Here is a 24,685-nt window from a genome sequence, read left to right on the forward strand (position 1 = left end):
TTATATTTACGACATCCCAATTAAATCATTCAAAATAAGAGAATCAGGTTTTGAGCATTACACCAATTGAGCAGCAAATAATTAAGTATTTAAAAACAGGTGATCAGCGTGCAATTAATTTGTTATGCGAAAATTATTCTAATAGTCTTTATGGTGTTATTTTAAAAATTACTATTAACGAAGAAATCGCTCAAGACGCACTCCAAGAAACTTTTGTTAAGGTTTGGAAAAACGCTTCTAAATATGACGCTAAAAAGGCGAAGTTATTTACTTGGTTATTCAGAATTGCTAGAAATACAGCGATTGATAAACTGCGTAGTTTTAATAATCGTTATCAGAAAGAAGTCCAAATTGACACTTCTAACGTATATATCCTACCAACAAGTAATCTCAACCAAGATGTTTTAGACATTAGAGAACATGTTGAAAAACTGGAAGAAAAGTATCAAATTGTTTTAAATGCCTTATTCTTTGAAGGTATGACGCAACAGGAGGCAAGCGATGAGCTTAATATCCCATTAGGTACGATAAAATCTAGATTAAAAATAGGATTAAGAGAACTTAAAAAGGTTTATAATCCATAAAACCTTAAACTATGGAAACAAAATTACACAGTTTTTTAAATTCTAACCTTCTAAACAAATACTTAGTAGGTGAGACAACTTTACAGGAGACTCAAGAAGTTGAACATTATATAAAATCTTATCCTGAAGCAGCCGAAGCTTATGAAAAGCTTCAGAATAATTTAGAAATTATTGCTAAAGCTGGTGCAGTAGACGTACCTAAGCATGTTTTAAATAACATCCTTGAAGAATTAGACAATTCTAATGACGCTAAAGTCATTCAACTTGTTCAGCATAGAAAAACACCTTGGTATAGTATTGCTGCAAGTGCAGCGGCAGTTTTATTTGCAGCATCAACCTTATTCTTATATCAAAAAAATCTGAAACTTAATGATGAAAATAACGTCGTTGTTGATGAGATTTTTGATTTAAGAAGTGATATTGAAAACAATAATGCAAAACTAGATCAATTGGCTGCTGAATTGAGCAAGCTCAATCATCCTGATGCCAGAAAATATCTTATAAACGGTAATGACAGAGCTAAAGACTTAAAAACTGTTGCTTACATTAATCCTGTTGAAAAAACATCCATGATCGATGTTATTAAATTGCCTGAATTACCAGCAGATCAACAATATGAAATTTGGGCAGAATTACAAGACAGAATGGTGCATCTTGGCATACTAGACGAATCACAACGCACCTTAAAACAAATTCCATATCTTGAAGATGCATTAGCTCTAAGTATTAAGATCGGAACCGAAGGTGACCCAGACAATAGCACTGAAGTCGCTGAGATTTCGTTAAAAGATGAATAAAGGAACCGTGGTCAATTATTAATGTTTAATACCTAATTTTTATATCAATAAACTTATAAAAGCATTATCTTTGCCTCAAATAAGTATTCAAAATGAAATTGTTACTTCTTACCTTAGGTTTATTATTATTAGCAATTGCTGGTATAGCAATAAAGTTGTGGGCAAAAAAAGATGGTGAATTTGCAGGAACTTGTGCAAGTCAAAACCCAATGCTTAATAGAGAAGGTGAAGCCTGCGGATTTTGTGGTAAAACACCAGATCAATTTAAAGACTGTAACGAAACTCATCACGCATAATCCTTAATGACTTTTTTAACAATACTGTTTATTGCTTTTACAGTAATAGTTGGTATACAGGTTGTATTCTACACAACATTCCTATTTGCTTTTTCAACAAAAAAAGACAAACTTGGTTTAGATAGGCCTATCCCAATATCAGTTATTATTTGTGCTAAAAATGAAGCAGAAAATTTAAAACAAAATCTTCCACTAATAATTAATCAAAACTATGACAATTTTGAAATTGTTTTGGTTAATGACTGTTCCTATGACAATACACTAGAAGTCATGGAACAATTTAAGGCCAAACACAACAATATTAAAATTGTAGATGTTAAGGATACGGAAGTATTTTGGGGAAATAAAAAATATGCTCTAACATTAGGTATTAAAGCTTCTTCTTTTGAAACTTTAGTATTTACCGATGCGGATTGCCATCCTAATTCAGACCAATGGCTAAAACATATGAGCAGTAAATTTTCAAAAGAAAAACATATTGTTTTAGGTTATGGTGCCTATGCTAAAAAGAAGTTTTCATTACTTAACAGTCTTTTACGTTTTGAAACCGTACTTACAGCACTTCAGTATTTCTCATATTCTAATATTGGCATGCCTTACATGGCTGTTGGAAGAAATATGGCGTATAGAAAAGAGCTCTTTTTTAATAATTCTGGTTTCAACAATCATATGTTTGTAAGGTCGGGTGATGATGATTTATTTGTAAACGAAGTAGCCGATTCAAAAAACACAGCTATTTGCTATACTAATGAGAGTTTTACCATTTCAAATCCAAAAACATCTTTTAAAGACTGGTTTACTCAAAAAAGACGACATATAAGTACATCAAAATTCTACAAACCTTTGCATAAATTTGTTTTAGGGACATTTTACAGTTCGCAATTATTATTTTGGATTTTTGCTATTGTATTACTCATCTTTCAGGTTCAATGGCAATGGGTTTTAGCATTAATTGTTATAAGGTTTATAGTACAATTGTTATCGTTTGGGTTAACGGCAAAAAAACTAAATGAAGGAAACCTCATCTACCTTTCACCACTATTAGAATTATTTTTAATTACCTTTCAATTAATTATATTTATTGCTAATAAAATTTCTACACCAAAGCATTGGAAGTAAACGAAGCCATTATTAAAGCAAAAGAAAAAGATCAAATAGCGTTCAATTTTCTTTTGGATACCTTTTGGAATGATGTCTATGCGTTTCAATTAAAGCGCACAAAAAACGAAAACGATGCTGAGGATATCACCATACAAACATTTTCTAAAGCTTTTGACAAAATAGGAACTTATGATGAGGCCTATAATTTCAAAACTTGGCTGTTTACTATTTCTAAGAATATTCATATTGATCTTATAAGGCGCCAAAAAAAAGTCATTCAAAATACCTCTAAAGATAATGATGATCATTATTTAGAAATTATTGATGACTCTCCTACACCAGAAGACCGCATTATCACAGAACAAAACTTAGCCAAGTTACTTCGAGATATCAAGAAATTGAAACCACATTACCAAGAGATTATAAATTTGAGATACTTTCAAGAATTGAGTTATAAAGAAATCTCAGAAGAACTTAATGAATCAATGAATAATGTGAAAATAAAACTCTTAAGAGCCAAAAAACTCTTAGCTGAGATTATTACCAAGTCTTAATGAAAGATATTTTCAAAAAATTAGGTCCAGGATTATTATTTGCTGGTGCTGCTATAGGTGTATCTCACTTAGTACAATCTACTAGAGCAGGTGCTGATTTTGGACTTGGGCTACTATGGGCGCTTTTATTAGTTAATCTTTTTAAATATCCATTTTTTCAGTTTGGACCTAGATATGCAACGGCAACAGGTGAGAGTTTGCTTGATGGCTATTATAAGCTTGGCAAAGGTGTTGTATTGGCCTATTTTGTGCTGAACATTGCAACCATGTTTACAATTCAAACCGCAGTAACCATAGTTACAGCAGGTTTAGCTCATTCGTTAATTGGTGATATCTCTTTTCTCAATTTTGGTTTTAGTAGTGTTAGTAGCGTTCAAATTTGGTCAATAATTATTTTAATAATCTGCCTTGTTATACTATTCTTAGGAAAGTATAAAACTTTAGATAGACTTATTAAAATCATAATTATTACCTTAACAGTGAGCACATTATTTGCGGTTGTATTTGCGCTTAAGGGATTTGATCAAACGCTATCTTTCAAACAAGTATTGCCAGAAAACACAGAACAAATTGCATTCCTAATCGCCTTTATGGGTTGGATGCCAGCGCCTCTAGATATCTCTGTTTGGCATTCAATCTGGGCCATAGAAAAAAAGAAAAGTGCTAATGGATTTTCACCAAAAACGGCCTTACTAGATTTTAATGTAGGTTACATCGGTGCAATAGTTTTAGGTATTGCATTTTTATGTTTGGGTTATTTTGTAATGTTTAATTCAGGTGAATCATTTAGCGGTAAAGCCGGTGAGTTTTCTAATCAACTCATAGACCTTTATACAAAAAGTCTTGGCAATTGGGCCTATATCATCATCGGTATTGCAGCCTTTACAACAATGTTTAGTACTACAATTACTACATTAGATGCCTCCCCAAGAGTAATGGCTAAAAGTTTAGACATCTTAACAAATAAAAACAGAAAAAACGGTTACACACACTGGATTATCGCTTTAATAATAGGTACACTTTTTATATTTTTTACGTTGGCTTCAGAAATGGGATTATTGATTAAAGTTGCGACTATCTTATCTTTTGTTACAGCACCTTTTTACGCCATCATCAATTATAAATTGATATCTAGTAAGCATACACCAAAAACATGGCAACCAAATCTTGCACTTCATATTTTATCATGGTTAGGGATAATTTTCTTACTTGGATTTAGCATTTGGTATCTTAGCATTCTTTAGGATTAAATTATAATTTACTTCGTATCTTTGTTTCTTGAAATTGAAAAATGCATGGAAACAAAAGTTGCTTCTAATATTTTACCTGAACGTAAACCAAAATGGCTTAGAGTTAAGCTACCAACAGGTAAAAAATATACTGAATTAAGAAGTCTCGTAGACAAATACAAACTAAACACTATTTGCACATCAGGAAGTTGCCCTAATATGGGAGAATGTTGGGGTGAAGGAACCGCTACATTCATGATTCTAGGCAATGTGTGTACGCGTTCTTGTGGATTCTGTGGTGTAAAAACCGGAAGACCAGAAACTGTGGATTGGGATGAACCTGAAAAAGTAGCACGCTCTATTAAAATTATGAAAATAAAGCATGCAGTACTTACCAGTGTAGATAGAGATGACTTAAAGGATATGGGAAGCATCATGTGGGCTGAAACAGTTAAAGCTGTCCGCAGAATGAATCCTGAAACAACTTTAGAAACATTGATTCCAGACTTTCAAGGTATCGAAAGACATATTGACCGTATCATAGAAGTTGCGCCAGAGGTTGTATCTCACAACATTGAAACCGTTAGACGACTAACTCGTGAGGTTCGTATTCAAGCTAAATATGATCGTAGTATGGGTGTTTTAAAATACTTAAAGCAACAAGGTCAACGAAGAACTAAATCTGGCATCATGTTAGGTTTAGGGGAAACACGAGAAGAAGTGATTCAAACATTACATGACTTACGTGAAAATGATGTTGATGTTGTAACCATTGGACAATATCTTCAACCTAGCAAAAAACACTTACCTGTGCAACGTTTTATCAATCCGGATGAATTCAAAGAGTATGAAGAAATCGGATTAGATTTAGGTTTCAGACACGTAGAGAGTAGTGCTTTAGTTCGTTCTTCTTACAAGGCACAAAAACACATTAATTAATGATAAGAGTCGCTATCAATGGTTTTGGTAGAATTGGACGTCGTGTTTTCAGACTTGCACTAGAAAATCCGAACATAGAGATTGTTGCCATAAATGATTTAGCGGACTCAAAAACACTTAGCCATTTATTAAAATACGACAGTATTCATGGACTACTTAAGGAAGAAATCTCATGTGATGATACCAATATCATAGTTAGTGGTATTAAAATTCCGCTTTACAATGAAGCTCATCCCAAAAGTCTTGATTGGTTAAAAGTTCAGCCAGATTTTGTTATTGAATCAACAGGAAAGTTTAAAACGAAAACTGAATTAAAACACCACATAACAAATGGGGCTAAACAAGTAATATTATCCGTTCCACCTTTAGAAGACGATATTAAAACTATAGTCTTAGGTATTAACGATCATCATTTAGATGGTGACGAGTGTATTATTTCTAATGCGTCATGTACGACAAATAATGCTGCACCAATGATTGCCTTAATAAAGGAGCATTTTGGGATTAAACAGGCATATATTACAACGGTACACTCTTATACAACAGACCAAAGTTTACATGATCAACCACATAGAGATTTACGACGCTCTAGAGCTGCTGGTCAGTCAATAGTACCTACAACTACTGGTGCCGCCAAAGCATTAACAAAAATATTTCCAGACCTATCTGATGTTATAGGTGGATGTGGGATACGTGTTCCTGTCGCAAACGGTTCGTTAACAGACATGACTATAAATGTCAATAAGCATACTTCAATAAAAGAAGTGAATGCAATATTTAAAAATGCCTCGGAAGATCAATTAAAGGGCATCTTAGAATACACAGCAGATCCGATAGTATCCATAGATATTGTTGGTAATAAACATTCGTGTATATTCGACTCACAGATGACTTCCGTAATTGGTGATATGGTTAAAATTGTCGGTTGGTATGACAATGAAACAGGCTACAGCTCTAGAATCCTAGACTTAATTTGCAATTTATCGGCAAAAAATATACTTTTATCGGATAAATAATTATATTTGTTTCTATATAAGACTATAACAATGTCCCATATCAAATATTATATAGTAGTATTTTTAATTTGTCTTTGTAGTCCGAACTTCGCCCAACAAGAAGGTGCTAATGACTCGGATAAATTAGAATTGACCCTACAAAATCTAATACAAAGGGCAAAACTTGAAAATGATAGAGGTGATTATCTTAATGCAAAAGACGATCTCGAAGAAGCCTTGTCAATAGCAGAATTACTTGATGATAAAATTAATCAAGGAATTATACACACTAAAATTGCAAGAGTCCAATACCTAGTCGGCGAAACAAATAGAGCCAATGTTTCACTCAATACAGCTGCTTCCATTCAACGTGGAATTAACGATTACCCAAACTTAGCAATTACATATAATATTAAAGGTGTTATTCATCACACAAATCAAGAGTATGAGGATGCATTGGGCTATTATAAATCTGCTAAAAACCTATTTGAGCAAGAAGAACTTGAAGAGTATGTTTCTGAAGTTACGCTTAACCAAGCTAAAACTTACATAGCAGTCAAAAACTTTGAAACTGCCAAAACTATTTTAGAAAGCACCATAATCATTGCAAAAAAATACGAGCAAAATAAAAGACTAAGTAGCGCTTTAATAGAAATGGGTAAAGTTTCTAATGCCTTAGGTAATAGTGAACTCGCTTTAAGCCAAATCAATGAAGGATTATCTATAGCTAAACAAGGTAATATTATTGAAAATATTAATGAAGCCTTCTTAACACTTAGTGAGGTTTATGAAAAAATTGGTGACTACAAAAACGCTCTAATTAACACCAATAGTCACATAAAATTATCTGACTCTATTCTTAATGTAAAACGTCAAAATTTAGCTTCTGGTGTTGCTTCAATACATGTAAGTAAATATAAAGACGAAAAAAACAAACAACTGCAAGAACAGTTTGACGAAGTTAGTAAGGAAAGTAATTTTACTAGAATTACCACCACGCTCAGTATCGCACTGATAACAATACTTTCACTTTTAACGCTTTCCTTATATAAAAACAACAATATAAGGTTAAAGACGAATAATATGCTACATAAAAAAAATGACGAATTAATTGTAGCAAAAGAAAAAGCAGAATTGGCCTCTAAAACAAAGGCTAACTTTTTATCAACCGTCACTCATGAGTTACGTACACCTTTATATGCGGTAACCGGATTGACCAATATGCTTTTAGAAGAAGATCCAAAACCTCATCAGCTAGCACATTTAAAGTCACTAAAATTTTCGGGTGATTATCTGTTGACTTTTATTAATGATATTCTACAAATCAATAAAATTGAAGCTAACAAAGTTGAGTTAGACCCAGAAGTATTTAATCTTAAAAACAAAATTGATAATGTTATTTCTGCTTTAGCAAATTCTGCCAAAGACAACGGTACTAAGCTTCATTATTACTACGAAAAAGACCTTCCTGAAACGTTCAATGGAGATCAATTAAAATTATCTCAAATCCTAATTAATCTCTTAGGTAATGCCATTAAGTTTACCAAAGACGGAGATATCTGGGTAAGAGTTCACAAGATTGAAGCAAAAAACAAAAATTATAGATTACGTTTTGAAATTGAAGATAATGGTATTGGAATCACTAAAGAAAAACAAGACCAATTGTTTGATAGTTTCGCACAAGGTTCTGTTCAGATAAATAGAAAATATGGTGGTACAGGACTAGGACTTTCAATTGTTAAAGGACTTATCAAAATACTAAAAGGTAAAATATATCTTAAGAGTGAACTTGGAAAAGGTACAACATTCTTCTTTGAAATTCCATTAGAAGAAGTTAAGGATGTAGAAAAAACAAAATCTGAAGAAAGAGAAAAAGCAAACAAAGTTGAAGAACTTGATTTAGAAGATGTTAAAATTTTAATTGTTGAAGACAACAAAATCAATCAAATGATTACACGTAAAATCCTAACAAAAATGGGACTAAAATGTGACTTGGTTGATAATGGTGAAGCTGCTGTTGAAAAGGTAAGATCAAACACTTACAACATTGTTTTAATGGATATTCACATGCCAGGAATTAGTGGTCTTGAAGCAACAAAAATCATACGATCTTTTGATAAAGACACAACAATTTTTGCATTAACCGCGGTTACACTAGAAGATAAAATGCATGAGTTTGGTGAAGCCGGATTTAACGATATTATCTCTAAACCTTTCAAACAAGAAGACTTTGAGAAAAAGCTTTATGATGTACTATCAGGTAAAGAGATTGTCTCTAGTTTCTTCTAACTTACAAATGATTTTACAGCGTTTTCAAAACTATCAGAATCAGAGATTTTCACTGTAATAGGTAAATAATACAATTTATCCTGCAGTAATTCGTAATCACACAACCTTACATAATCTTTTTCAGTAGTGATTATTAATTCTAACTTAGAGAGCTTTTCGATGTCATTTTGTCTAAAGCTATAGTGGTCTGGATACTCGAGATGTTCAAACTCTAACCCTTTTTCATTTAAAAAATTCACTAGTGGCTTTGCATAGGCAATTCCAGTTACTAAAGTAAACTTAGGTAAAGAAGACACAGACATTTCGTTAGTTTTAGAAACAACCACATCAGAATAATCTATATGACTAAAGTAAACAGCTTGATGAGCTTTAACTTTAATACTCGATTCTATAGTTTTCTTTTCTTCTTCAGAAATACGTTTAGGACACTTGGTAACGACAATTATGTTAGCTCGCTTAGAACCAGACCTTGGTTCTCTCAAATTTCCAGTTGGTAAGACAATATCCTTATAAAAAAGGTTATGATAAGACGTCAACATAATATTAAAGCCAGCTTTTACTTTTCTATGCTGATAGGCATCATCCAATAAAATAACCTCAGGTTCGTCTACTAGTTTCAATAATTCTTCTATTCCGTTTTGTCTATTACTATCAACTGCAACCTTTATATCCTTAAACTTTCTAAAAAACTGAAACGGTTCATCGCCAATAGTATCTGCAGTAGCATCATCATCAGCAAGCACAAATCCTTCAGTTATGCGCTTGTAACCTCTACTTAGGGTTGCAACAGATTTATCATCCTTTAACAAACGAATTAAATACTCAATCATTGGTGTTTTCCCTGTTCCGCCTGTACTTAGATTACCCACACAAATAACTGGTAAGTCATAAGACTTATGCTTTTTTATGTTTTTGTCGTATAACCAATTTCGTAACCATGTCACCAAAAAATAAATGGGCACTACAGGAAATAATATGATTCGTAGAAACTTCATGAGCACTAAAATATGTTATTTTTGAAACAAATATATACTTATGACAGTTCAAGATGTAATAAACCAACTTCATGATCTCGCACCATTATCGTACGCAGAAGATTTTGATAATGTTGGACTTTTAGTCGGTAATAAATCGCAAGAAGTTTCAGGTATACTTGTAACACTAGATACGCTTGAAGCTGTTGTTGATGAAGCTATTGAAAACGATTGCAATCTTATTGTTAGTTTTCACCCTATCATCTTTAAAGGTTTAAAAAAAATTACTGGTAAAAGTTATGTAGAACGTGTGGTGATAAAAGCAATTCAAAACAATATTGCTATTTTCTCAATTCATACAGCTTTAGATAATGCGATTGAAGGTGTTAACTCTATTATTTGTAATCAACTTGGACTTACAAATAAGCAAATCTTAATTCCACAATCTGGCACCATAAAAAAACTTCAAACCAATGTTCCAAAAGTAAAGGCTGAAGCATTGAGAACTGCGCTATTCAATGCTGGCGCTGGTAGTTTAGGTAATTACGATTCTTGTAGTTTTAATATTGAAGGAAAAGGCACTTACATGGGTAATGAAGCTTCAAACCCAACTATTGGCGAAAAAGGAAAATTACATACAGAAGACGAAACCCTAATTTCAGTAACCTTTAAAAAACACTTAGAATCTCAAGTTTTAAAAGCATTATTCAACACACATCCGTATGAAGAAGTTGCCTATGAGGTTACTACTTTAGACAATACCAATCAACAAATTGGTATGGGAATGATAGGCGAACTAGAAACACCAATGGATGAAAAGGATTGCTTAGTTTACATTAAAGACAAAATGAATGCTTCTGTGGTACGCCATAGCCAATTCTTAGATAAACCTGTAAAAAAGATTGCTGTTTTAGGCGGTTCTGGTAGTTTTGCCATTAGTGCGGCAAAAGCAAAAGGTGCTGATATTTTAGTCACTGCAGACTTAAAATATCATGACTTTTTCTCTGCCGAAAATTCTATTCTATTAGCAGATATTGGTCACTATGAAAGCGAACAGTTCACAAAATCGTTTTTAGTAGACTATCTCTCAAAAAAAATTACTAGTTTTGCACCTGCTCTACAGGCAAGTAGAGTGATTTTATCAAAGACAAATACAAATCCGGTAAAGTATTTATAACTATGGCAAAAAAAGCTGAAGCTTCTGTAGAAGATAGATTAAGAGCGCTATACGATTTACAGTTAATAGATTCAAGAGTAGACGAAATCAGAAATATAAGAGGTGAGCTTCCTTTAGAAGTAAGAGATTTAGAAGATGAGGTTGAAGGATTAAACAAAAGATTAGAAAAATTAGATGACAGTTTAGCTGTTATTGATGAAGAGATTAAAGCAAAAAAGAACCTAATCGAAGAGTCAAAATCTCTTATCAAAAAATACACGGAACAGCAAAATAATGTTAGAAATAACAGAGAATACAACTCTTTAACTAAAGAGATAGAGTTTCAAGAATTAGAAATTCAACTTGCTGAAAAGCACATTAAAGAATTTAAAGCTCAAATAGAGCAAAAGAAAGAAGTTATATCTTCTACTAAAGATAAATTAAAGGACAGACAAGCGCACTTAAAGCACAAAAAAGGTGAGCTAGATGAAATCCTTAAAGAAACTGAAAAAGAAGAAGAAGCACTTTTAGGAAAGTCTAAAGACTACGAAAAGAAAATTGATGACCGTTTAGTAAAAGCGTATCACAGAATTAGAAACAATGTTAAAAATGGTTTAGCCGTTGTTGCTATTGAGCGTGGTGCTTCTGGAGGTTCTTTCTTTACAATTCCACCACAGGTACAAGTGGAAATTGCATCTCGTAAAAAAGTAATTACAGATGAGCATAGTGGCCGTATCTTAGTTGATGCGGTATTAGCTGAAGAAGAAAAAGTAAAAATGCAAAAGTTATTTGCTAAACTAAGCAAATAAAATTTTCAACTTTATCATATTATGAGCCTTCACAAATTGTGAAGGCTTTTTTATTTTTTATGACTTAGGTTCTCGATGTCACCATAATCTATTATGGTCTTAATCTTTTTAATAAAACTTTAAAACATTACAGTGTTAAGGAATTGTATTTTTACACGTCTATTGAAAAAAGAAAAATACACCAAACATGAAAAAGTTACTTTACGTTTTTACCTTAAGTCTATTATTTAGCTGTCATAATCAAGCACAAAACAATCCAGAACAGCAAAAAGTCATCAATGCAGAACCTGTTGAAGTACCATTAGAAAACGGAAAAGCAAAAGCTTATTTTGCGAGCGGATGCTTTTGGTGCGTAGAAGCCATTTACGAAAGCGTAAATGGTGTTGATGAAGTGATTAGCGGATTTTCTGGCGGACATACAGATGACATTACTTATGAGAAAAGCCACTCAGGAAGAACAGGTCACTCAGAAACCGTTGAAGTTATATACGACCCAGAAGTTGTAAGTTTTGCGACATTGGTTGATGTTTATTTTGGATCACAGAATCCGACGCAAGTTAATGGACAAGGACCAGATAAAGGCTCTCAATATCGTTCAATTATTTTTTACCAAAATGATGAACAAAAGAAAATCATAGAAGAGAAGAAAACGGCTTTAGCTAAAGAATTAGACGCTACTATTGCAGCAGAAATATACCCGTTTCAAAAATTTTATCCAGTACCAGCATACCATCAAGATTTTGAAAAGCGTAATCCAAATCATAGCTATGTTAGAGCTGTTTCTATCCCAAGATTAAATAGATTTAAAGCAAAATTTCCTCATTTGCTAAAAGAGGAAGCCAAAGAAAAACATTAAACGTCAGATCGAGTGATTCAAACTACCTTTTAGGAAGTTTGAATTGTATCGAGCACTATATTTTCGTCGCCATTATCTCAAACAACATCGGGAACAGTTGATTTTTCATGGCGTACATGCCATTGTCTTGTTTTATTAAATCAGGAAATACATCATACGGACTTTCATCATATTCATTGAGATAATCAATTTCTAATCCAGCTTCAATAAGTGCATTTACAACTTCACTTAAACCGTGATTCCAACCATATTCTTTGCTTACAATCTTAGAACTTTGGTCAGCATAAGTACCTTCATATTCCTCATAAATAACCTCATCTTGCATATAACCATATTTCATCACTGGTTTCCCTTCTAAATAATCAAACATCCAAAGAATAGGATGAAACTCTACGATATAAAATGTTCCACCAACTTTAAGTCTTTCGGCAATCATTTTTGCCCATGGTTTTAAATCTGGCAACCAACCTATAACACCATAACTTGTATAAACGATATCAAAAGTTTCTTTCACAAATTCTGACGTATCTAGAACATTACAGCACACGAACTGAGCATCTAGATTAAGCTCATTATTAAGTTGAGAGGCAAGTTTAATGGCTTCATCGCTTATATCTATACCAACACATCTTGCTCCTGCTCTACTCCAACTTAAAGTGTCTTGCCCAAAGTGACATTGCAAATGCAATAAAGACTTTCCTTTAACATCTCCAAGTGCTTTTATTTCATAAGGCATTAATGACGATTTACCAGACTTAAAACCTTCAATATCATACATTTCGCTTTTAGCATGTATAGCTACTTTCTTATTCCAGGTGTCCTTGTTAACGTTAAAGTATTTGGAATTAGTTGTCATGACTATTTAATTTTGCATGTAATTTAAAACATCTTTCTTACATGAAAACATTCATTTTTAGTCTTTCATTATTTCTAATATTAACAAGTTGTAATACAGCAGAAAAGAAAAGCACAAAAGAAGAAACTATAGCACCTTTAACAGTAGCTGAAAAAATCGCAAATGCTCATGGTTTTGAAAACTGGAAAAATGTTAAACGCATAGATTTCACTTTCAATGTTGAAGTTAATAATCAAAAAGGAAAAGGCAGACACTGGACATGGCATCCAAAAACAAATGATGTTACAATGATTTCAAATGATACCATTACATATAACAGAAGAAAGATAGATAATACAGCAATGGGTGCTGATAGAGGTTTTGTTAACGACAAATTTTGGCTACTCATTCCGTTTCAGTTGGTTTGGGATTCATCTGCTACAATAACCGAACCTAAAAAGGCAGAATCACCTATTCACAAAGAAACATTAGACATGATTACGATTACATATTCAAATAAAGGCGGATATACGCCTGGTGATGCCTACGATATTTACTATGATCAGAATTATATGATTAAGGAATGGTCATTTAGACAAGGAAATTCTGCTGAACCTTCGTTAAGTAACACCTTTGAGAATTATCAAGATTTTAACGGAATTAAAATTGCTTTAGACCATAAAAAAGATAACGGTAATTGGAATTTATTTTTCTCTGATGTAGAAGTCACCTTAAAGTAAGCGTGAATAAATTTTTGGCATTACTTTTGTGATCAATAATGTAAGTTTCACGATGCGGTCTCGACCAAAAACGTATAGCTTACATTTTCCGCCTTATGGCGTCTATATATATCCTAAAGCGCTTTGTCCTCAAGGCGCTTTTTTCATGTACATATCCAAAATTTCAACGCACTATTACCTCTAAAAAGAAGCTTTAATTCTATCCATTAAATCCTTATTTTTGTTACAAATCGAAAATCATCAAACTTGTCCAACTATAAAACAGGTTTCGATTTTGCTAAACAGCAAGACGAAATAGACAAACTAAAATCTTTTAGAGAGCAATTCCATATGCCTATAGACAAAAATGGAAATGAGCTTATTTACATGACAGGGAATTCTCTAGGATTACAACCTAAGTCTACCAAAGATTATATTAATCAGGAATTAAATGATTGGGCAAATTTAGGTGTCGAAGGTCATACAGAAGGTAAAAATCCATGGTTACATTACCATGAATATCTTACTGAGACAATGGCAGATATTGTAGGTGCAAAACCACTAGAAGTGGTTGTAATGAATTCGCTTACTGCTAACCTACATTTTATGATGGTATCGTTCTACAAGCCAACAGAAAAACGCTATAAAATAGTAATTGAAAGTGATGCTTTTCCGAGCGATAAGTATGCGGTTGAATCTCAATTAAGACATCATGGTTTTGATGATAAAGAAGGCTTAATTCTATGGAAACCGCGAGAAAATGAAGAGTTATTGCGTTATGAAGACTTAGAGGAAATTCTTAAAACCCAAGGCGATGAAATAGCACTGATTATGATTGGTGGTGTTAACTATTACACTGGGCAATTTTTTGACTTAAAACGTATTACAGAACTTGGTCATTCTTACGGCTGCAAAGTTGGTTTTGATTGTGCTCATGGTGCCGGTAATGTGAAATTAGATTTGCATAACTCAGGTGCTGATTTTGCTGTTTGGTGTACCTATAAATATTTAAACTCAGGTCCTGGAAGTTTATCAGGAGCCTTTGTACATCAAAGACATGCTCACGATAAAACTTTAAATAGATTTACTGGTTGGTGGTCTCATAACAAAGAAACACGTTTTAAAATGCGTGACGAATTTGACCAACTTCCTGGCGCCGAAGGTTGGCAATTAAGTAATCCACCTATTTTATCTATGGCAGCAATAAAAGCATCGTTAGATGTTTTTAAGGCAGCTAATTTTGAAGAACTATGTAAAAAATCGAAGCAATTAACTGGTTATTTTGAATTTCTTTTGAATCAATTAGGTGATGATTCAATAAGAATAATTACACCTTCAAATCCAGACGAAAGAGGTTGTCAATTATCTATACAAGTTAAAAACGCTGATAAAAGTTTGCATCACAAACTTACAGAAGCAGGAATTATTACAGATTGGAGAGAACCAGACGTTATAAGATGTGCGCCTGTACCATTGTATAATTCTTATAAAGATGTATTTGGGTTTGTAGAGCGATTGAAAACTATATTAAACTAAGCTGTCATTCCTGTGAAAACAGGAATCTCAGAATTTAAAAAAGATTCCTGCCTTCGCAGGAATGATAAACAAATGAACAAAAAAGACAACATAATTATTATTGGTGCAGGACTCTGCGGAAGCCTTCTAGCACTGAGACTGGCGCAACGTGGCTTTAATGTTAATGTTTATGAAGGCAGACCAGATTTAAGAACTACAGATATCTCTGCTGGTAGGTCAATCAATCTAGCATTATCCGATAGAGGATTTAGAGCGCTTAGACTTGCAGGAGTTGAAGAAAAGGCAAGAGAAATATGTATTCCTATGGTTGGTCGACTAATGCACGATATTGAAGGCAATACATTTACTTCTAATTATTCTGGCCGTAACGGTGAATATATTAACTCTATTTCACGTGGAGACCTCAACGGTATGTTACTTACTGAAGCTGATAAGTTTGATAATCTCACAATTCATTTTAATACAAGATGCACAAGTGTTGATTTAGATACAAATACAATCACATTTAAAAGAACAACTACAGATGAAAGCTTTGATGTAACTGCAGATGTAATTTTTGGTGCAGATGGTGCTGGCTCAGAGTTACGCAAAAGCTATTATTTAGAACGTAAGTTTTTATTTAGTTATTCTCAGAACTTCTTGAGCCATGGATATAAAGAATTAGAAATTCCAGCCACATCAAATGGTGAACATCAGATTAGCCAAGATTATTTACACATTTGGCCGAGAGGAGAATACATGCTTATTGCATTACCAAATCTCGATGGTAGTTTTACAGTCACTTTATTTTTAGGGCTAGAAGAAGGTAAATACAATTTTAAAGACTTAGATTCTGAAGAAAAAATTAAAGCATTTTTCCAAGAACAATTTGCTGATGCGCTGGCATTAATTCCAAATATTGCTGAGGAATTTGCCAACAATCCAACAGGTCCTTTAGGTACAATTAAGTGTTCTCCATGGTATTATAAAGGTCAGACATTGATTTTAGGTGATGCTGCTCATGCAGTTGTACCATTCTATGGACAAGGTATGAATGCTTCTTTTGAAGACGTTGCTGTTTTAGATAGTATTATTCAAAAACATGAAGGAGATTGGGAAACCATTTTTAAAACCTATCAAAAAGAAAGAAAGACAGATGCAGATGCGATAGGTATACTTGCCGAAGAGAACTATTATGAAATGCGAGACCATGTTGCAAACCCAATTTTTCAACAAAAACGAAAAATAGAAATGGCTTTAGAATCACAATTCCCTGAAGACTATTTCTCAAAATACTCAATGGTAACGTTCAATGAACATATTGGTTACCATGAAGCTATGACACGTGGAAGAGCACAAGACAAAGCTATCTTGAATATGTTGCATGATGGTATCATTTCAGTAGAAGATGATATAAAAGACATTTTTGATAAAGTAAAAACAGAAACAGAAGCAATTCTTCAAGACGATAGAGTTGCCGGATTATAGTAGTTAATACTACAAATTAAAAATATAGTTCCGACAAAGTCGGAATCATCAAAATTCAGAAATAATGAACGAAGGAATGTAGATGCGAAGCGTAGCTTCAAGCACGAAATTCCGAAAGAGAATGTTGCATTAGCAATTTCCTAATTTTGACTGTGATTTTTGGTTCGTTTGCATCAAGGCAAATGAAGGTATACAAAACAATAAATTATTATGAGTAACACAAAAGATAAGATTTCCGCAGGAACTTCGGTAACACCAAGAGGAGCATATCCGCATGTAAAACAAGTTGGAGATTTCATATTTGTTTCCGGTACAAGTTCTCGTAGACCAGACAATAGTATTACAGGAGTAGACATCATTGATGAAATGGGCACCAAACATCTAAATATTGAAACCCAAACCAGAGAAGTCTTAAAAAATATTGACAAAAACCTTCAAACGGTTGGCGCTTCACTTAAAGATGTAGTAGATGTAACGTCGTTTTTAGTAAATATGAATGACTTTGCTGGTTACAATAAAGCATATGCTGAATTCTTTGATAAAGAAACCGGACCAACCAGAACTACAGTTGCTGTACATCAGTTACCGCACCCAGACTTGGTTGTAGAGATTAAAGTAATGGCTTATAAGCCAATAGCCAATAGCCAATAGCCAATAGCCAATATGCTAAACATTCAAAACTACATAAACGGAACATTTCAAGACCCAATAAAAGACAATTGGATTGACAATTACAATCCATCAAATGGTGAAGTTTATGGGCAAATTCCTAATTCTCATATAGAAGACGTAGAACAAGCATATCAAGGTGCCAAATCAGCTTTTAAGCTCTGGTCAAAAACTACATTAGAAGAGCGCAGTCGTATCCTCATTAAAATATCAGAATTATTAGAAGAGAATCTTCAGCGTTTTGCAGAAGCAGAAAGCAAAGACAATGGCAAACCCGTATCATTAGCAAAAAGTATTGATATACCAAGAGCTGCGAGTAATTTTAGATTCTTCGGAAATGCCATTACCCAATTTGCTAGTGAAAGCCACGAGAGTGTTGGTCAAAGTGCAATAAACTACACTTTACGTCAGCCTATTGGAGTTGTAGGTTGCATCAGCCCATGGAATTTACCTTTATATCTATTCACTTGGAAAATCGCACCTGCTTTAGCAGCCGGAAACTGTGTTGTCGCAAAACCAAGCGAAGTGACACCTATGACTGCATTCTTGCTAGGCGAAATTTGTAACGAAGCTGGTTTGCCAAAAGGTGTTTTAAATATTGTTCATGGCCTTGGAACATCAACTGGTCAAGCTATTGTTGAACATCCAGATATCAAAGCTATTTCTTTTACAGGAGGCACAGCAACAGGTGCTCATATTGCAAAAGTTGCTGCACCAATGTTTAAAAAATTGTCTTTAGAACTTGGCGGAAAAAATCCTAATATCATTTTTGCCGATTGCGATTATGACGATATGCTTAACACAACAGTACGCTCATCATTTGCTAATCAAGGTCAAATTTGTTTGTGTGGAAGTCGAATTTTTGTAGAGAAATCAATTTATGATAAATTCAAAACTGACTTTGTCAATAAAATTAAAGCGCTTAATGTTGGTCATCCTTCTAACGCAGACACAAATATTGGTGCTTTGGTCTCAAAACCGCATTTAGAAAAGGTAAAAGCATACATTAATATCGCTCAAGGAGAAAACGGAACTATACTTTGTGGTGGAAATGAAGTTACAGTTCATGGTTATGAAAATGGGTACTATTTAGAACCAACAGTTATTGAAGTTCCAACGGATGAATGCCGCGTAAATCAAGAAGAAATATTTGGACCTGTTGTAACCATTATGCCTTTTGAAAGTGAAGAAGACGTTCTTAAAATGGCCAACAAAGTAAAATATGGATTATCAGCAACATTATGGACAAACAATTTAAATCGCACCATGAGAATGAGCAACCAATTACAAGCAGGAATTGTTTGGGTTAATACTTGGATGATGCGCGATTTAAGAACACCTTTTGGAGGTGTAAAAGCTTCTGGTGTTGGACGCGAAGGTGGTTTTGAAGCATTACGTTTTTTCACCGAACCTAAGAATGTTTGCATAAAGTATTGACAGTTAACTGACATGCTGAATTTATTTTAACATCTCAAATAAGTATTAATAACTAAAAAGATCCTGAAACAAGTTCAGGATGATAATATATATGAATCTAGACTTAAATAACAAATACGCAATAGTTTGTGGAAGCTCAGCAGGCATAGGAAAAGCTACAGCGCTCTCACTCGCAGCCGAAGGCGCAATAGTAACTTTAGTTGCAAGAAATGAAGAGAAACTCAAAGCAGTTCTTTCAGAGTTACCTCAACACAGAAATCACGATTACATCGTTGCTGATTTTTCAAATCCTTCGGAATTAAAAGAAAAAGTAGAAAGCTACATAGAAAAAAATCACGGATTTCATGTATTAGTTAACAATACAGGTGGACCAGCAGGTGGACCAGTGTTTTCCGCTAAGGTTGAAGAATTCGAAAATGCTTTTACACAGCATTTAAAATGTAATCATGTTCTAGCACAGGCAACTGTTCCATTTATGAAATCTGAAGGTTATGGTCGTATCATTAATGTAATTTCAACGTCTGTAAAACAACCTTTAGATGGTTTAGGTGTTAGTAATACAATTAGAGGTGCTGTGGCAAATTGGAGTAAAACTTTAGCTAATGAACTTGGGCAATTTGGTATTACAGTCAATAACGTACTTCCTGGTGCTACAGGTACTGAACGTCTTACTGAAATCATTAAAAACAAATCTGCAAAAACTGGTAAAACTGAAGAAGAATCTGCAGATGCAATGAGAAATGCTGTACCTGCAAAACGTTTTGCTCAACCAGAAGAACTCGCTTACGCCATTACATTTCTAGCAAGTGATTGCGCAAGTTATATAAACGGAATTAATCTTCCAGTTGATGGAGGAAGAACAAAAAGTTTGTAAATTTATAAAGAGAATAATAGAAGTCATTACGAGAAACGAAGTGACGCGGTAATCTCTTCTTTTTAAAAGATTGCCACAGCAAATAAATTTGCTTCGCAATGACATAAAACTAATAATTATGAGCAAAGTATATCCGCCAATTAATTTCAAAGCTTGGATTGAAGAAAACAGACATCTTCTGAAACCGCCAGTTGGAAATAAAGTCGTCTGGAAAGATGGTGATTTTATAGTGATGGTTGTTGGAGGACCAAATGATCGTAAAGACTATCACTATAATGAAACACCTGAATTTTTCTATCAAGTTGAAGGTGATATTGTATTAAAAATTATTGAAGATGGTCTACCAAAAGACATTCATATTAAAGAAGGTGAAATCTTTTTGTTGCCTCCAAAAATTCCACATTCACCACAAAGAGGAGCAAACACAGTTGGATTAGTGATAGAGTACCCGAGAGATGAAGGTGTAAAAGACAAATTACAATGGTATTCTGACGAAGATGCTAGTCTATTATATGAAGAGGAATTTACCTTAGAGAATATTGAAACCGATATGCCAGCTATTTTTGACAGATATGAAAAACGTATCGCGAAGAGCAAAACACCAAATTAATCAGAGCAATTACTAAATGCGTAATCAACTAGACTCATAAGAGTTACTGTAAAACAGTTTCCTACCAAAGCAGGAAGAACGTACATGGAAAAACAACGCAAACTAAGAATAAACGGTCACTCTCACCTTCTTCCCTATCCTGAAGAAATACCGGATTTTATGAGGGATAAAGGAATTTTCTGGGTAGACAAAGACAGAAAATTTATGCTTCAAAAAGATTGGAGTAGACCTGTAACAGACTCAAGTTTTTTCTTAAATGAAAAATTAGCTTGGATGGAACATTTTAACATTGACCATGCAGTTGTTTTAAATTTATCTCAGTTATATGGTAACGGATTGCGTTTGGAAGAAATGAAACAAGCTTTACGCTTCCAAAACGATTTCAATGCGCGGATACAAAACGAAAACCCTAGTAAATTCACCTGTGGATTTGTAGTACATCCTGGTTTTGTTAGAGGTGCATGCTGGGAAATAGAACGTTGTGTTGAGGAACTTGGATTACAGCTGCTCTGCTTACCAACACATTACATGGATACAATAGGTACCTGGCGCTGTATTTTTGATGAAGAAAATGAACCAATCTTTGAACTTGCTGACAAGTATAATCTTGCTGTAGAAGTTCATCCTTATGACGGTGAAAAATTTATTAAGTTAGAAAACACCTCTTGGCGTTTCCATTTAATATGGATGCTCGCTCAATGTGCTGATGCATATCACTTCTTAACCCTCAATGGCTATTACGAAAAATATAAAAATATGCGTGTATGCTTTGCGCATGGCGGCCAATTAGCTCAAATAAATCTAGGCAGACGTATCCAAGGCTTTGACGGACGACCTGACTTGTTTGAAGACATGGAACATCCAAGAAAAGCTGTTGGACATAAAAATATCTTTTTTGACACCTTAGTACATGACACTGGTGGTTTAGAATTACTCATAAAAAATCAAGGATCTAAACAAGTTTTAATGGGCTTAGATGATCCGTATCCTCTAGGTGAAATGGAAAGTGAAAAACAAAGCTCTTACCCAGGTAAAATACTAGATCTTGCTATAGATCGAAAGATAATCACAGAACAAGAAAAGGACGAAATGTGGGAAGATAATGTGATACAATGGTTATGTGGTGATAATCAAGAAGCCAAAGACAAACTAGTAAGTAGAATTCTTTCATAGATTTTCTCACTAAAAATTTATTTCTATATTTAGAAACTAAATCATCAACTATAAAAATTATGAAGAAATTAGAAGGTTACATGATCTTTTTCGGTCTTTTTGCTATTGTGTTAAACTTTATAGACAGAGTCCCAACCATTTTGATTTGGATCTATGAATGGGGTGAAGGCGTTGCTTGGGCGATCAAATTAGGACTTATTGTTGTAGGAGCAATTTTGTTTTTTACCGGAAAAAGTCCAGAACCAGAACCTATCCCTGAAGCAGAAGCACCTGCCGAAGAACCGGCTGGTGAATAAAAACCCAAAGCACAGTAAATTCTAATATGTTTTTTCTTCCTGAAAAATTAGATAGTTATGTTGTTGCACATTCAGAGCAAGAACCAGAATTGTTACAACAATTAACTAGAGAAACCTATCAAAAGGTTTTGCAACCCATTATGCTTAGTGGACCGTATCAAGGTAGAGTTCTAAGTATGATTTCAAAATTGGTAAGACCAAAAACCATATTAGAATTAGGAACATTTACAGGTTATGCAACCCTTTGCCTTGCAGAGGGTTTGCAAACCAATGGCGAAATACACACCATAGACATTAATGAAGAATTAGAAGACTTTCAACGCTTGTATTTTGACAAGTCTGGGTTTGGTGATAATATCACTCAACATATTGGGAATGCTATTGATATTATTCCAACCATCAATAAAACATACGACTTGGTGTTTATAGATGCAGATAAACCAAACTACTGCAACTACTTTCAACTTATTGTTGATAGACTTAATCCTGGTGGTATTATATTATCTGACAACGTCTTATGGCATGGTAAAGTCGTTGAACCTTTACAAAACAAGGATAATTCAACAAAGGCTATCTTAGAGTACAATAGGCTATTAAAGGAAGATCCACGTGTCGAAACTGTTGTATTGCCAATAAGAGATGGTCTAACTATAAGTCGTAAAATTTAACGATACTCGAGGTATTTATCTTTGACTTTTCCATATTTAATCATAAACACATCTTTGATATAATGCTGATAAATCTTCCAAGGTAATTTATTTCCTTGCTTAGGCAGTTGATCTTTTGCTCTTAAAATATATCCGGCATCAAAATCTAATAAGCGTTCTGTCTTAAAAATATCAGTATCAAATCTTGGTGTACACGCTTTGTAATTATTTTTTTTCATATGATTTAGTAACCTTGTTGTAAACTGAGCTACTAAATCTACCTTTAAGGTCCATGAGGCGTTTGTATAACCAACAGCAAACACCAAATTAGGCACTTCACTAGCCATACAACCTCTATAGGTATGTATTTGAGAAGTATCAATAAGTTTCCCATCAACCGTACCTTTAATACCTCCAAAAACTTTAATATTTAAACCTGTAGCAGTTACAATGATATCTGCATTTAATTCTTTACCAGAATCTAATAGAATTCCAGATTTTGTGAAGGATTTTATTGTATCGGTTACCATGACACCTTTACCACTTTTAATGGTCTTAAACATGTCGGCATCAGGCACCAAACATAAACGCTGATCCCATGGATTATTTTTAGGATTAAAGTGTTTATCTTCATATTTATCCTCTAAGATTTTAGCTATATTTTTCTTGAAGAATTTACGCATGGTATTTGGCCATTTTCTGCAAGCTTTATATAACCAAATACTCGTCATAATATTTTTCCATCTCGCTGCATTATGAGCCATTTTAGATGGCATTATCTTCTTAAAAAAGTTTGCAATTTTATCATTTTTAGGGAATGCTAAAATATAAGTTGGAGACCTTTGGAGCAGTGTAACTTTCTTTGCTTTTTTTGCCAATTCTGGCATAAGAGTAACTGCTGTTGCACCACTACCAATAATAATGATCTCTTTATTGCTATAGTCTAAGGTTGTATCCCATTTTTGAGGATGAATTATTGGACCCTCAAAATCATCTTGGTTAGGAAAAACTGGTTGATATCCTTTTTCATAGTCATAATAGCCAGTACCCATGTATATGAAATTACATTTAATAGTTTTTACCTCACCTTGTTCTACTTTTAATGTCCAACAAGCTTCCTGACTTGACCAATCTGCAGCAAGAACTTTAGTGTTAAATTGAATATGTTTCCTGATGTCGAATTTATCGACCGTATCATTGAGATATTCTAGAATAGAACCTGCATCTGAAATCGCTTGATCATTTGTCCAAGGACTAAAAGGAAAACCAAACGTATACATATCAGAATCCGAGCGTATTCCAGGATATTTAAACAAATCCCAAGTTCCTCCAAGATTTTCTCTTCCTTCTAAAATCGTAAAGGAATGTGACGGACAATTCGTCTGAATACGATAGGCCGCATCAATGCCTGAAATTCCAGCACCGATAACGACAACGTCATACTTATTCATAAGGAATTAAAGCGGTTAAAATTCCCTTCAAAATATAAAAAAAACGCGGAAGTACAGCTATTACATCTTACGCTTAATAGAGCCTGTAAAATCACCGAGATCATCCTTTACTTTATTGATCTCTTCTTGAATCTCTTTTGCTGCATCGGTGTCTATGATATTATTCTCCTTAGCACTTTTGGTAACTTCATGCTTAATATCATTTGTAGCGTCCTTAAGTGTACGCATTCCTTTGCCTAATCCTCTCGCTATTTCAGGTAATTTATCTGCTCCAAATACCAATACTACAATGAAGAGTATAAAGATAATCTCAGTGCTTCCAATAAATAGCAATGTTGGTTGATGCATCATGCTGCAAATATAGTTAGTTTTTAATTTTTCGTTGAAATATC

The 24,685-nt window shown here is 33.7% G+C and carries 26 protein-coding genes; 22 read left to right on the top strand and 4 right to left on the bottom strand.

What is annotated here, in order from left to right:
- The first annotated feature begins 50 nt into the window (after window positions 1–50).
- The 9 genes from HRU50_RS08735 to HRU50_RS08775 all read left to right on the top strand — a co-directional run bounded on the left by HRU50_RS08735 (window position 51) and on the right by HRU50_RS08775 (window position 8,784).
- A complete protein-coding gene (locus tag HRU50_RS08735) occupies window positions 51–584 on the top strand; it encodes a sigma-70 family RNA polymerase sigma factor (protein WP_296350288.1) in 534 nt (177 codons plus the stop codon).
- Window positions 585–595: 11 nt separating this feature from the next.
- On the top strand, window positions 596–1,381 hold the full coding sequence (locus HRU50_RS08740; RefSeq protein WP_296350290.1) for an anti-sigma factor: 786 nt from the start codon (window positions 596–598) through the stop codon (window positions 1,379–1,381).
- Window positions 1,382–1,473: 92 nt separating this feature from the next.
- Entirely contained in the window at window positions 1,474–1,677 is a 204-nt protein-coding gene (locus HRU50_RS08745; protein WP_296350292.1) for a membrane or secreted protein, read from the top strand.
- Window positions 1,678–1,683: 6 nt separating this feature from the next.
- The gene (locus HRU50_RS08750; RefSeq protein WP_296350294.1) at window positions 1,684–2,796 is read left to right on the top strand and encodes a glycosyltransferase; all 1,113 of its coding nucleotides are present in this window, start codon (window positions 1,684–1,686) and stop codon (window positions 2,794–2,796) included.
- The gene (locus HRU50_RS08755; RefSeq protein WP_296350296.1) at window positions 2,787–3,332 is read left to right on the top strand and encodes a sigma-70 family RNA polymerase sigma factor; all 546 of its coding nucleotides are present in this window, start codon (window positions 2,787–2,789) and stop codon (window positions 3,330–3,332) included. The genes HRU50_RS08750 and HRU50_RS08755 overlap by 10 nt, the downstream gene beginning before the upstream one ends.
- Entirely contained in the window at window positions 3,332–4,576 is a 1,245-nt protein-coding gene (locus HRU50_RS08760; RefSeq protein ID WP_296350298.1) for an Nramp family divalent metal transporter, read from the top strand. Before HRU50_RS08755 ends, HRU50_RS08760 begins: the two co-directional genes overlap by 1 nt.
- 51 nt (window positions 4,577–4,627) lie before the next feature.
- Window positions 4,628–5,500 carry a lipoyl synthase gene (gene lipA, locus HRU50_RS08765; protein WP_296350301.1) on the top strand — a complete coding sequence of 291 codons (873 nt, stop codon included), beginning with the start codon at window positions 4,628–4,630 and terminating at the stop codon, window positions 5,498–5,500.
- Window positions 5,500–6,516 carry a type I glyceraldehyde-3-phosphate dehydrogenase gene (gene gap, locus HRU50_RS08770; protein WP_296350303.1) on the top strand — a complete coding sequence of 339 codons (1,017 nt, stop codon included), beginning with the start codon at window positions 5,500–5,502 and terminating at the stop codon, window positions 6,514–6,516. The genes lipA and gap overlap by 1 nt, the downstream gene beginning before the upstream one ends.
- A 30-nt stretch (window positions 6,517–6,546) precedes the next feature.
- The gene (locus HRU50_RS08775) at window positions 6,547–8,784 is read left to right on the top strand and encodes an ATP-binding protein (protein ID WP_296350306.1); all 2,238 of its coding nucleotides are present in this window, start codon (window positions 6,547–6,549) and stop codon (window positions 8,782–8,784) included.
- Here the strand turns inward: HRU50_RS08775 and lpxK are convergent.
- Window positions 8,781–9,779, bottom strand: coding sequence for a tetraacyldisaccharide 4'-kinase (lpxK, locus tag HRU50_RS08780; RefSeq protein WP_296350308.1), 999 nt, complete (start codon window positions 9,777–9,779; stop codon window positions 8,781–8,783). The genes HRU50_RS08775 and lpxK overlap by 4 nt on opposite strands.
- A 40-nt stretch (window positions 9,780–9,819) precedes the next feature.
- On the opposite strand from lpxK, the gene HRU50_RS08785 reads away from it, so the two are divergent.
- From HRU50_RS08785 to msrA, 3 genes are all read left to right on the top strand, one after another.
- On the top strand, window positions 9,820–10,935 hold the full coding sequence (locus HRU50_RS08785; RefSeq protein WP_296350310.1) for a Nif3-like dinuclear metal center hexameric protein: 1,116 nt from the start codon (window positions 9,820–9,822) through the stop codon (window positions 10,933–10,935).
- Between the two features lie 2 nt (window positions 10,936–10,937).
- Window positions 10,938–11,723: a C4-type zinc ribbon domain-containing protein gene (locus tag HRU50_RS08790; protein ID WP_296350312.1), complete on the top strand. Its 786-nt coding sequence runs from the start codon at window positions 10,938–10,940 to the stop codon at window positions 11,721–11,723.
- Window positions 11,724–11,910: 187 nt separating this feature from the next.
- Complete coding sequence (gene msrA / locus HRU50_RS08795) at window positions 11,911–12,579, top strand: peptide-methionine (S)-S-oxide reductase MsrA (protein ID WP_296350315.1); 669 nt, start codon at window positions 11,911–11,913, stop codon at window positions 12,577–12,579.
- Between the two features lie 55 nt (window positions 12,580–12,634).
- On the opposite strand, the gene HRU50_RS08800 is transcribed toward msrA, so the two are convergent.
- Window positions 12,635–13,435: a class I SAM-dependent methyltransferase gene (locus HRU50_RS08800; RefSeq protein ID WP_296350317.1), complete on the bottom strand. Its 801-nt coding sequence runs from the start codon at window positions 13,433–13,435 to the stop codon at window positions 12,635–12,637.
- Window positions 13,436–13,476: 41 nt separating this feature from the next.
- Between HRU50_RS08800 and HRU50_RS08805 the strand changes: the two genes are divergently transcribed.
- From HRU50_RS08805 to HRU50_RS08850, 10 genes are all read left to right on the top strand, one after another.
- The gene (locus tag HRU50_RS08805; RefSeq protein ID WP_296350319.1) at window positions 13,477–14,154 is read left to right on the top strand and encodes a hypothetical protein; all 678 of its coding nucleotides are present in this window, start codon (window positions 13,477–13,479) and stop codon (window positions 14,152–14,154) included.
- A 246-nt stretch (window positions 14,155–14,400) separates the two neighbouring features.
- On the top strand, window positions 14,401–15,669 hold the full coding sequence (kynU, locus tag HRU50_RS08810; RefSeq protein ID WP_296350320.1) for a kynureninase: 1,269 nt from the start codon (window positions 14,401–14,403) through the stop codon (window positions 15,667–15,669).
- 72 nt (window positions 15,670–15,741) lie between these two features.
- Entirely contained in the window at window positions 15,742–17,136 is a 1,395-nt protein-coding gene (locus HRU50_RS08815; RefSeq protein WP_296350321.1) for an NAD(P)/FAD-dependent oxidoreductase, read from the top strand.
- A gap of 210 nt (window positions 17,137–17,346) precedes the next feature.
- On the top strand, window positions 17,347–17,787 hold the full coding sequence (locus tag HRU50_RS08820) for a RidA family protein (protein WP_296350322.1): 441 nt from the start codon (window positions 17,347–17,349) through the stop codon (window positions 17,785–17,787).
- Window positions 17,788–17,799: 12 nt separating this feature from the next.
- Complete coding sequence (locus tag HRU50_RS08825) at window positions 17,800–19,242, top strand: aldehyde dehydrogenase (protein ID WP_296350323.1); 1,443 nt, start codon at window positions 17,800–17,802, stop codon at window positions 19,240–19,242.
- A 91-nt stretch (window positions 19,243–19,333) separates the two neighbouring features.
- Entirely contained in the window at window positions 19,334–20,116 is a 783-nt protein-coding gene (locus HRU50_RS08830) for an SDR family oxidoreductase (RefSeq protein ID WP_296350324.1), read from the top strand.
- Window positions 20,117–20,234: 118 nt separating this feature from the next.
- Window positions 20,235–20,726 carry a 3-hydroxyanthranilate 3,4-dioxygenase gene (locus HRU50_RS08835; protein ID WP_296350325.1) on the top strand — a complete coding sequence of 164 codons (492 nt, stop codon included), beginning with the start codon at window positions 20,235–20,237 and terminating at the stop codon, window positions 20,724–20,726.
- Between the two features lie 84 nt (window positions 20,727–20,810).
- The gene (locus HRU50_RS08840; RefSeq protein WP_296350326.1) at window positions 20,811–21,899 is read left to right on the top strand and encodes an amidohydrolase family protein; all 1,089 of its coding nucleotides are present in this window, start codon (window positions 20,811–20,813) and stop codon (window positions 21,897–21,899) included.
- A 59-nt stretch (window positions 21,900–21,958) separates the two neighbouring features.
- Entirely contained in the window at window positions 21,959–22,195 is a 237-nt protein-coding gene (locus HRU50_RS08845) for a hypothetical protein (RefSeq protein ID WP_296350328.1), read from the top strand.
- 26 nt (window positions 22,196–22,221) lie between these two features.
- Window positions 22,222–22,863: an O-methyltransferase gene (locus tag HRU50_RS08850; protein WP_296350330.1), complete on the top strand. Its 642-nt coding sequence runs from the start codon at window positions 22,222–22,224 to the stop codon at window positions 22,861–22,863.
- Here HRU50_RS08850 and HRU50_RS08855 read toward each other — a convergent pair.
- Together HRU50_RS08855 and HRU50_RS08860 are read right to left on the bottom strand one after the other, a co-directional pair.
- The gene (locus HRU50_RS08855) at window positions 22,860–24,293 is read right to left on the bottom strand and encodes an NAD(P)/FAD-dependent oxidoreductase (protein WP_296350332.1); all 1,434 of its coding nucleotides are present in this window, start codon (window positions 24,291–24,293) and stop codon (window positions 22,860–22,862) included. The two genes, HRU50_RS08850 and HRU50_RS08855, sit on opposite strands and share 4 nt — an antisense overlap.
- A 60-nt stretch (window positions 24,294–24,353) precedes the next feature.
- Entirely contained in the window at window positions 24,354–24,644 is a 291-nt protein-coding gene (locus HRU50_RS08860) for a twin-arginine translocase TatA/TatE family subunit (protein WP_296350334.1), read from the bottom strand.
- Window positions 24,645–24,685 lie beyond the last annotated feature (41 nt).

Origin of the sequence: Winogradskyella sp. (assembly GCF_013213835.1) — a bacterium.
GTDB lineage: Bacteria > Bacteroidota > Bacteroidia > Flavobacteriales > Flavobacteriaceae > Winogradskyella.

Excerpts from the sequence above, each read along its gene's own strand:
- HRU50_RS08860 (WP_296350334.1), bottom strand. The coding sequence starts at position 24,644 with ATGATGCATCAACCAACATTGCTATTTATTGGAAGCACTGAGATTATC.
- gap (WP_296350303.1), top strand. The coding sequence starts at position 5,500 with ATGATAAGAGTCGCTATCAATGGTTTTGGTAGAATTGGACGTCGTGTT.
- HRU50_RS08785 (WP_296350310.1), top strand. The coding sequence starts at position 9,820 with ATGACAGTTCAAGATGTAATAAACCAACTTCATGATCTCGCACCATTA.
- HRU50_RS08790 (WP_296350312.1), top strand. The coding sequence starts at position 10,938 with ATGGCAAAAAAAGCTGAAGCTTCTGTAGAAGATAGATTAAGAGCGCTA.
- HRU50_RS08820 (WP_296350322.1), top strand. The coding sequence starts at position 17,347 with ATGAGTAACACAAAAGATAAGATTTCCGCAGGAACTTCGGTAACACCA.
- HRU50_RS08840 (WP_296350326.1), top strand. The coding sequence starts at position 20,811 with ATGGAAAAACAACGCAAACTAAGAATAAACGGTCACTCTCACCTTCTT.
- HRU50_RS08825 (WP_296350323.1), top strand. The coding sequence starts at position 17,800 with ATGCTAAACATTCAAAACTACATAAACGGAACATTTCAAGACCCAATA.
- HRU50_RS08855 (WP_296350332.1), bottom strand. The coding sequence starts at position 24,293 with ATGAATAAGTATGACGTTGTCGTTATCGGTGCTGGAATTTCAGGCATT.
- msrA (WP_296350315.1), top strand. The coding sequence starts at position 11,911 with ATGAAAAAGTTACTTTACGTTTTTACCTTAAGTCTATTATTTAGCTGT.
- HRU50_RS08835 (WP_296350325.1), top strand. The coding sequence starts at position 20,235 with ATGAGCAAAGTATATCCGCCAATTAATTTCAAAGCTTGGATTGAAGAA.
- HRU50_RS08800 (WP_296350317.1), bottom strand. The coding sequence starts at position 13,435 with ATGACAACTAATTCCAAATACTTTAACGTTAACAAGGACACCTGGAAT.
- HRU50_RS08805 (WP_296350319.1), top strand. The coding sequence starts at position 13,477 with ATGAAAACATTCATTTTTAGTCTTTCATTATTTCTAATATTAACAAGT.
- HRU50_RS08850 (WP_296350330.1), top strand. The coding sequence starts at position 22,222 with ATGTTTTTTCTTCCTGAAAAATTAGATAGTTATGTTGTTGCACATTCA.
- HRU50_RS08760 (WP_296350298.1), top strand. The coding sequence starts at position 3,332 with ATGAAAGATATTTTCAAAAAATTAGGTCCAGGATTATTATTTGCTGGT.
- lpxK (WP_296350308.1), bottom strand. The coding sequence starts at position 9,779 with ATGAAGTTTCTACGAATCATATTATTTCCTGTAGTGCCCATTTATTTT.
- HRU50_RS08740 (WP_296350290.1), top strand. The coding sequence starts at position 596 with ATGGAAACAAAATTACACAGTTTTTTAAATTCTAACCTTCTAAACAAA.
- HRU50_RS08830 (WP_296350324.1), top strand. The coding sequence starts at position 19,334 with ATGAATCTAGACTTAAATAACAAATACGCAATAGTTTGTGGAAGCTCA.
- lipA (WP_296350301.1), top strand. The coding sequence starts at position 4,628 with ATGGAAACAAAAGTTGCTTCTAATATTTTACCTGAACGTAAACCAAAA.
- HRU50_RS08815 (WP_296350321.1), top strand. The coding sequence starts at position 15,742 with ATGAACAAAAAAGACAACATAATTATTATTGGTGCAGGACTCTGCGGA.
- HRU50_RS08775 (WP_296350306.1), top strand. The coding sequence starts at position 6,547 with ATGTCCCATATCAAATATTATATAGTAGTATTTTTAATTTGTCTTTGT.
- HRU50_RS08750 (WP_296350294.1), top strand. The coding sequence starts at position 1,684 with ATGACTTTTTTAACAATACTGTTTATTGCTTTTACAGTAATAGTTGGT.
- HRU50_RS08845 (WP_296350328.1), top strand. The coding sequence starts at position 21,959 with ATGAAGAAATTAGAAGGTTACATGATCTTTTTCGGTCTTTTTGCTATT.
- HRU50_RS08745 (WP_296350292.1), top strand. The coding sequence starts at position 1,474 with ATGAAATTGTTACTTCTTACCTTAGGTTTATTATTATTAGCAATTGCT.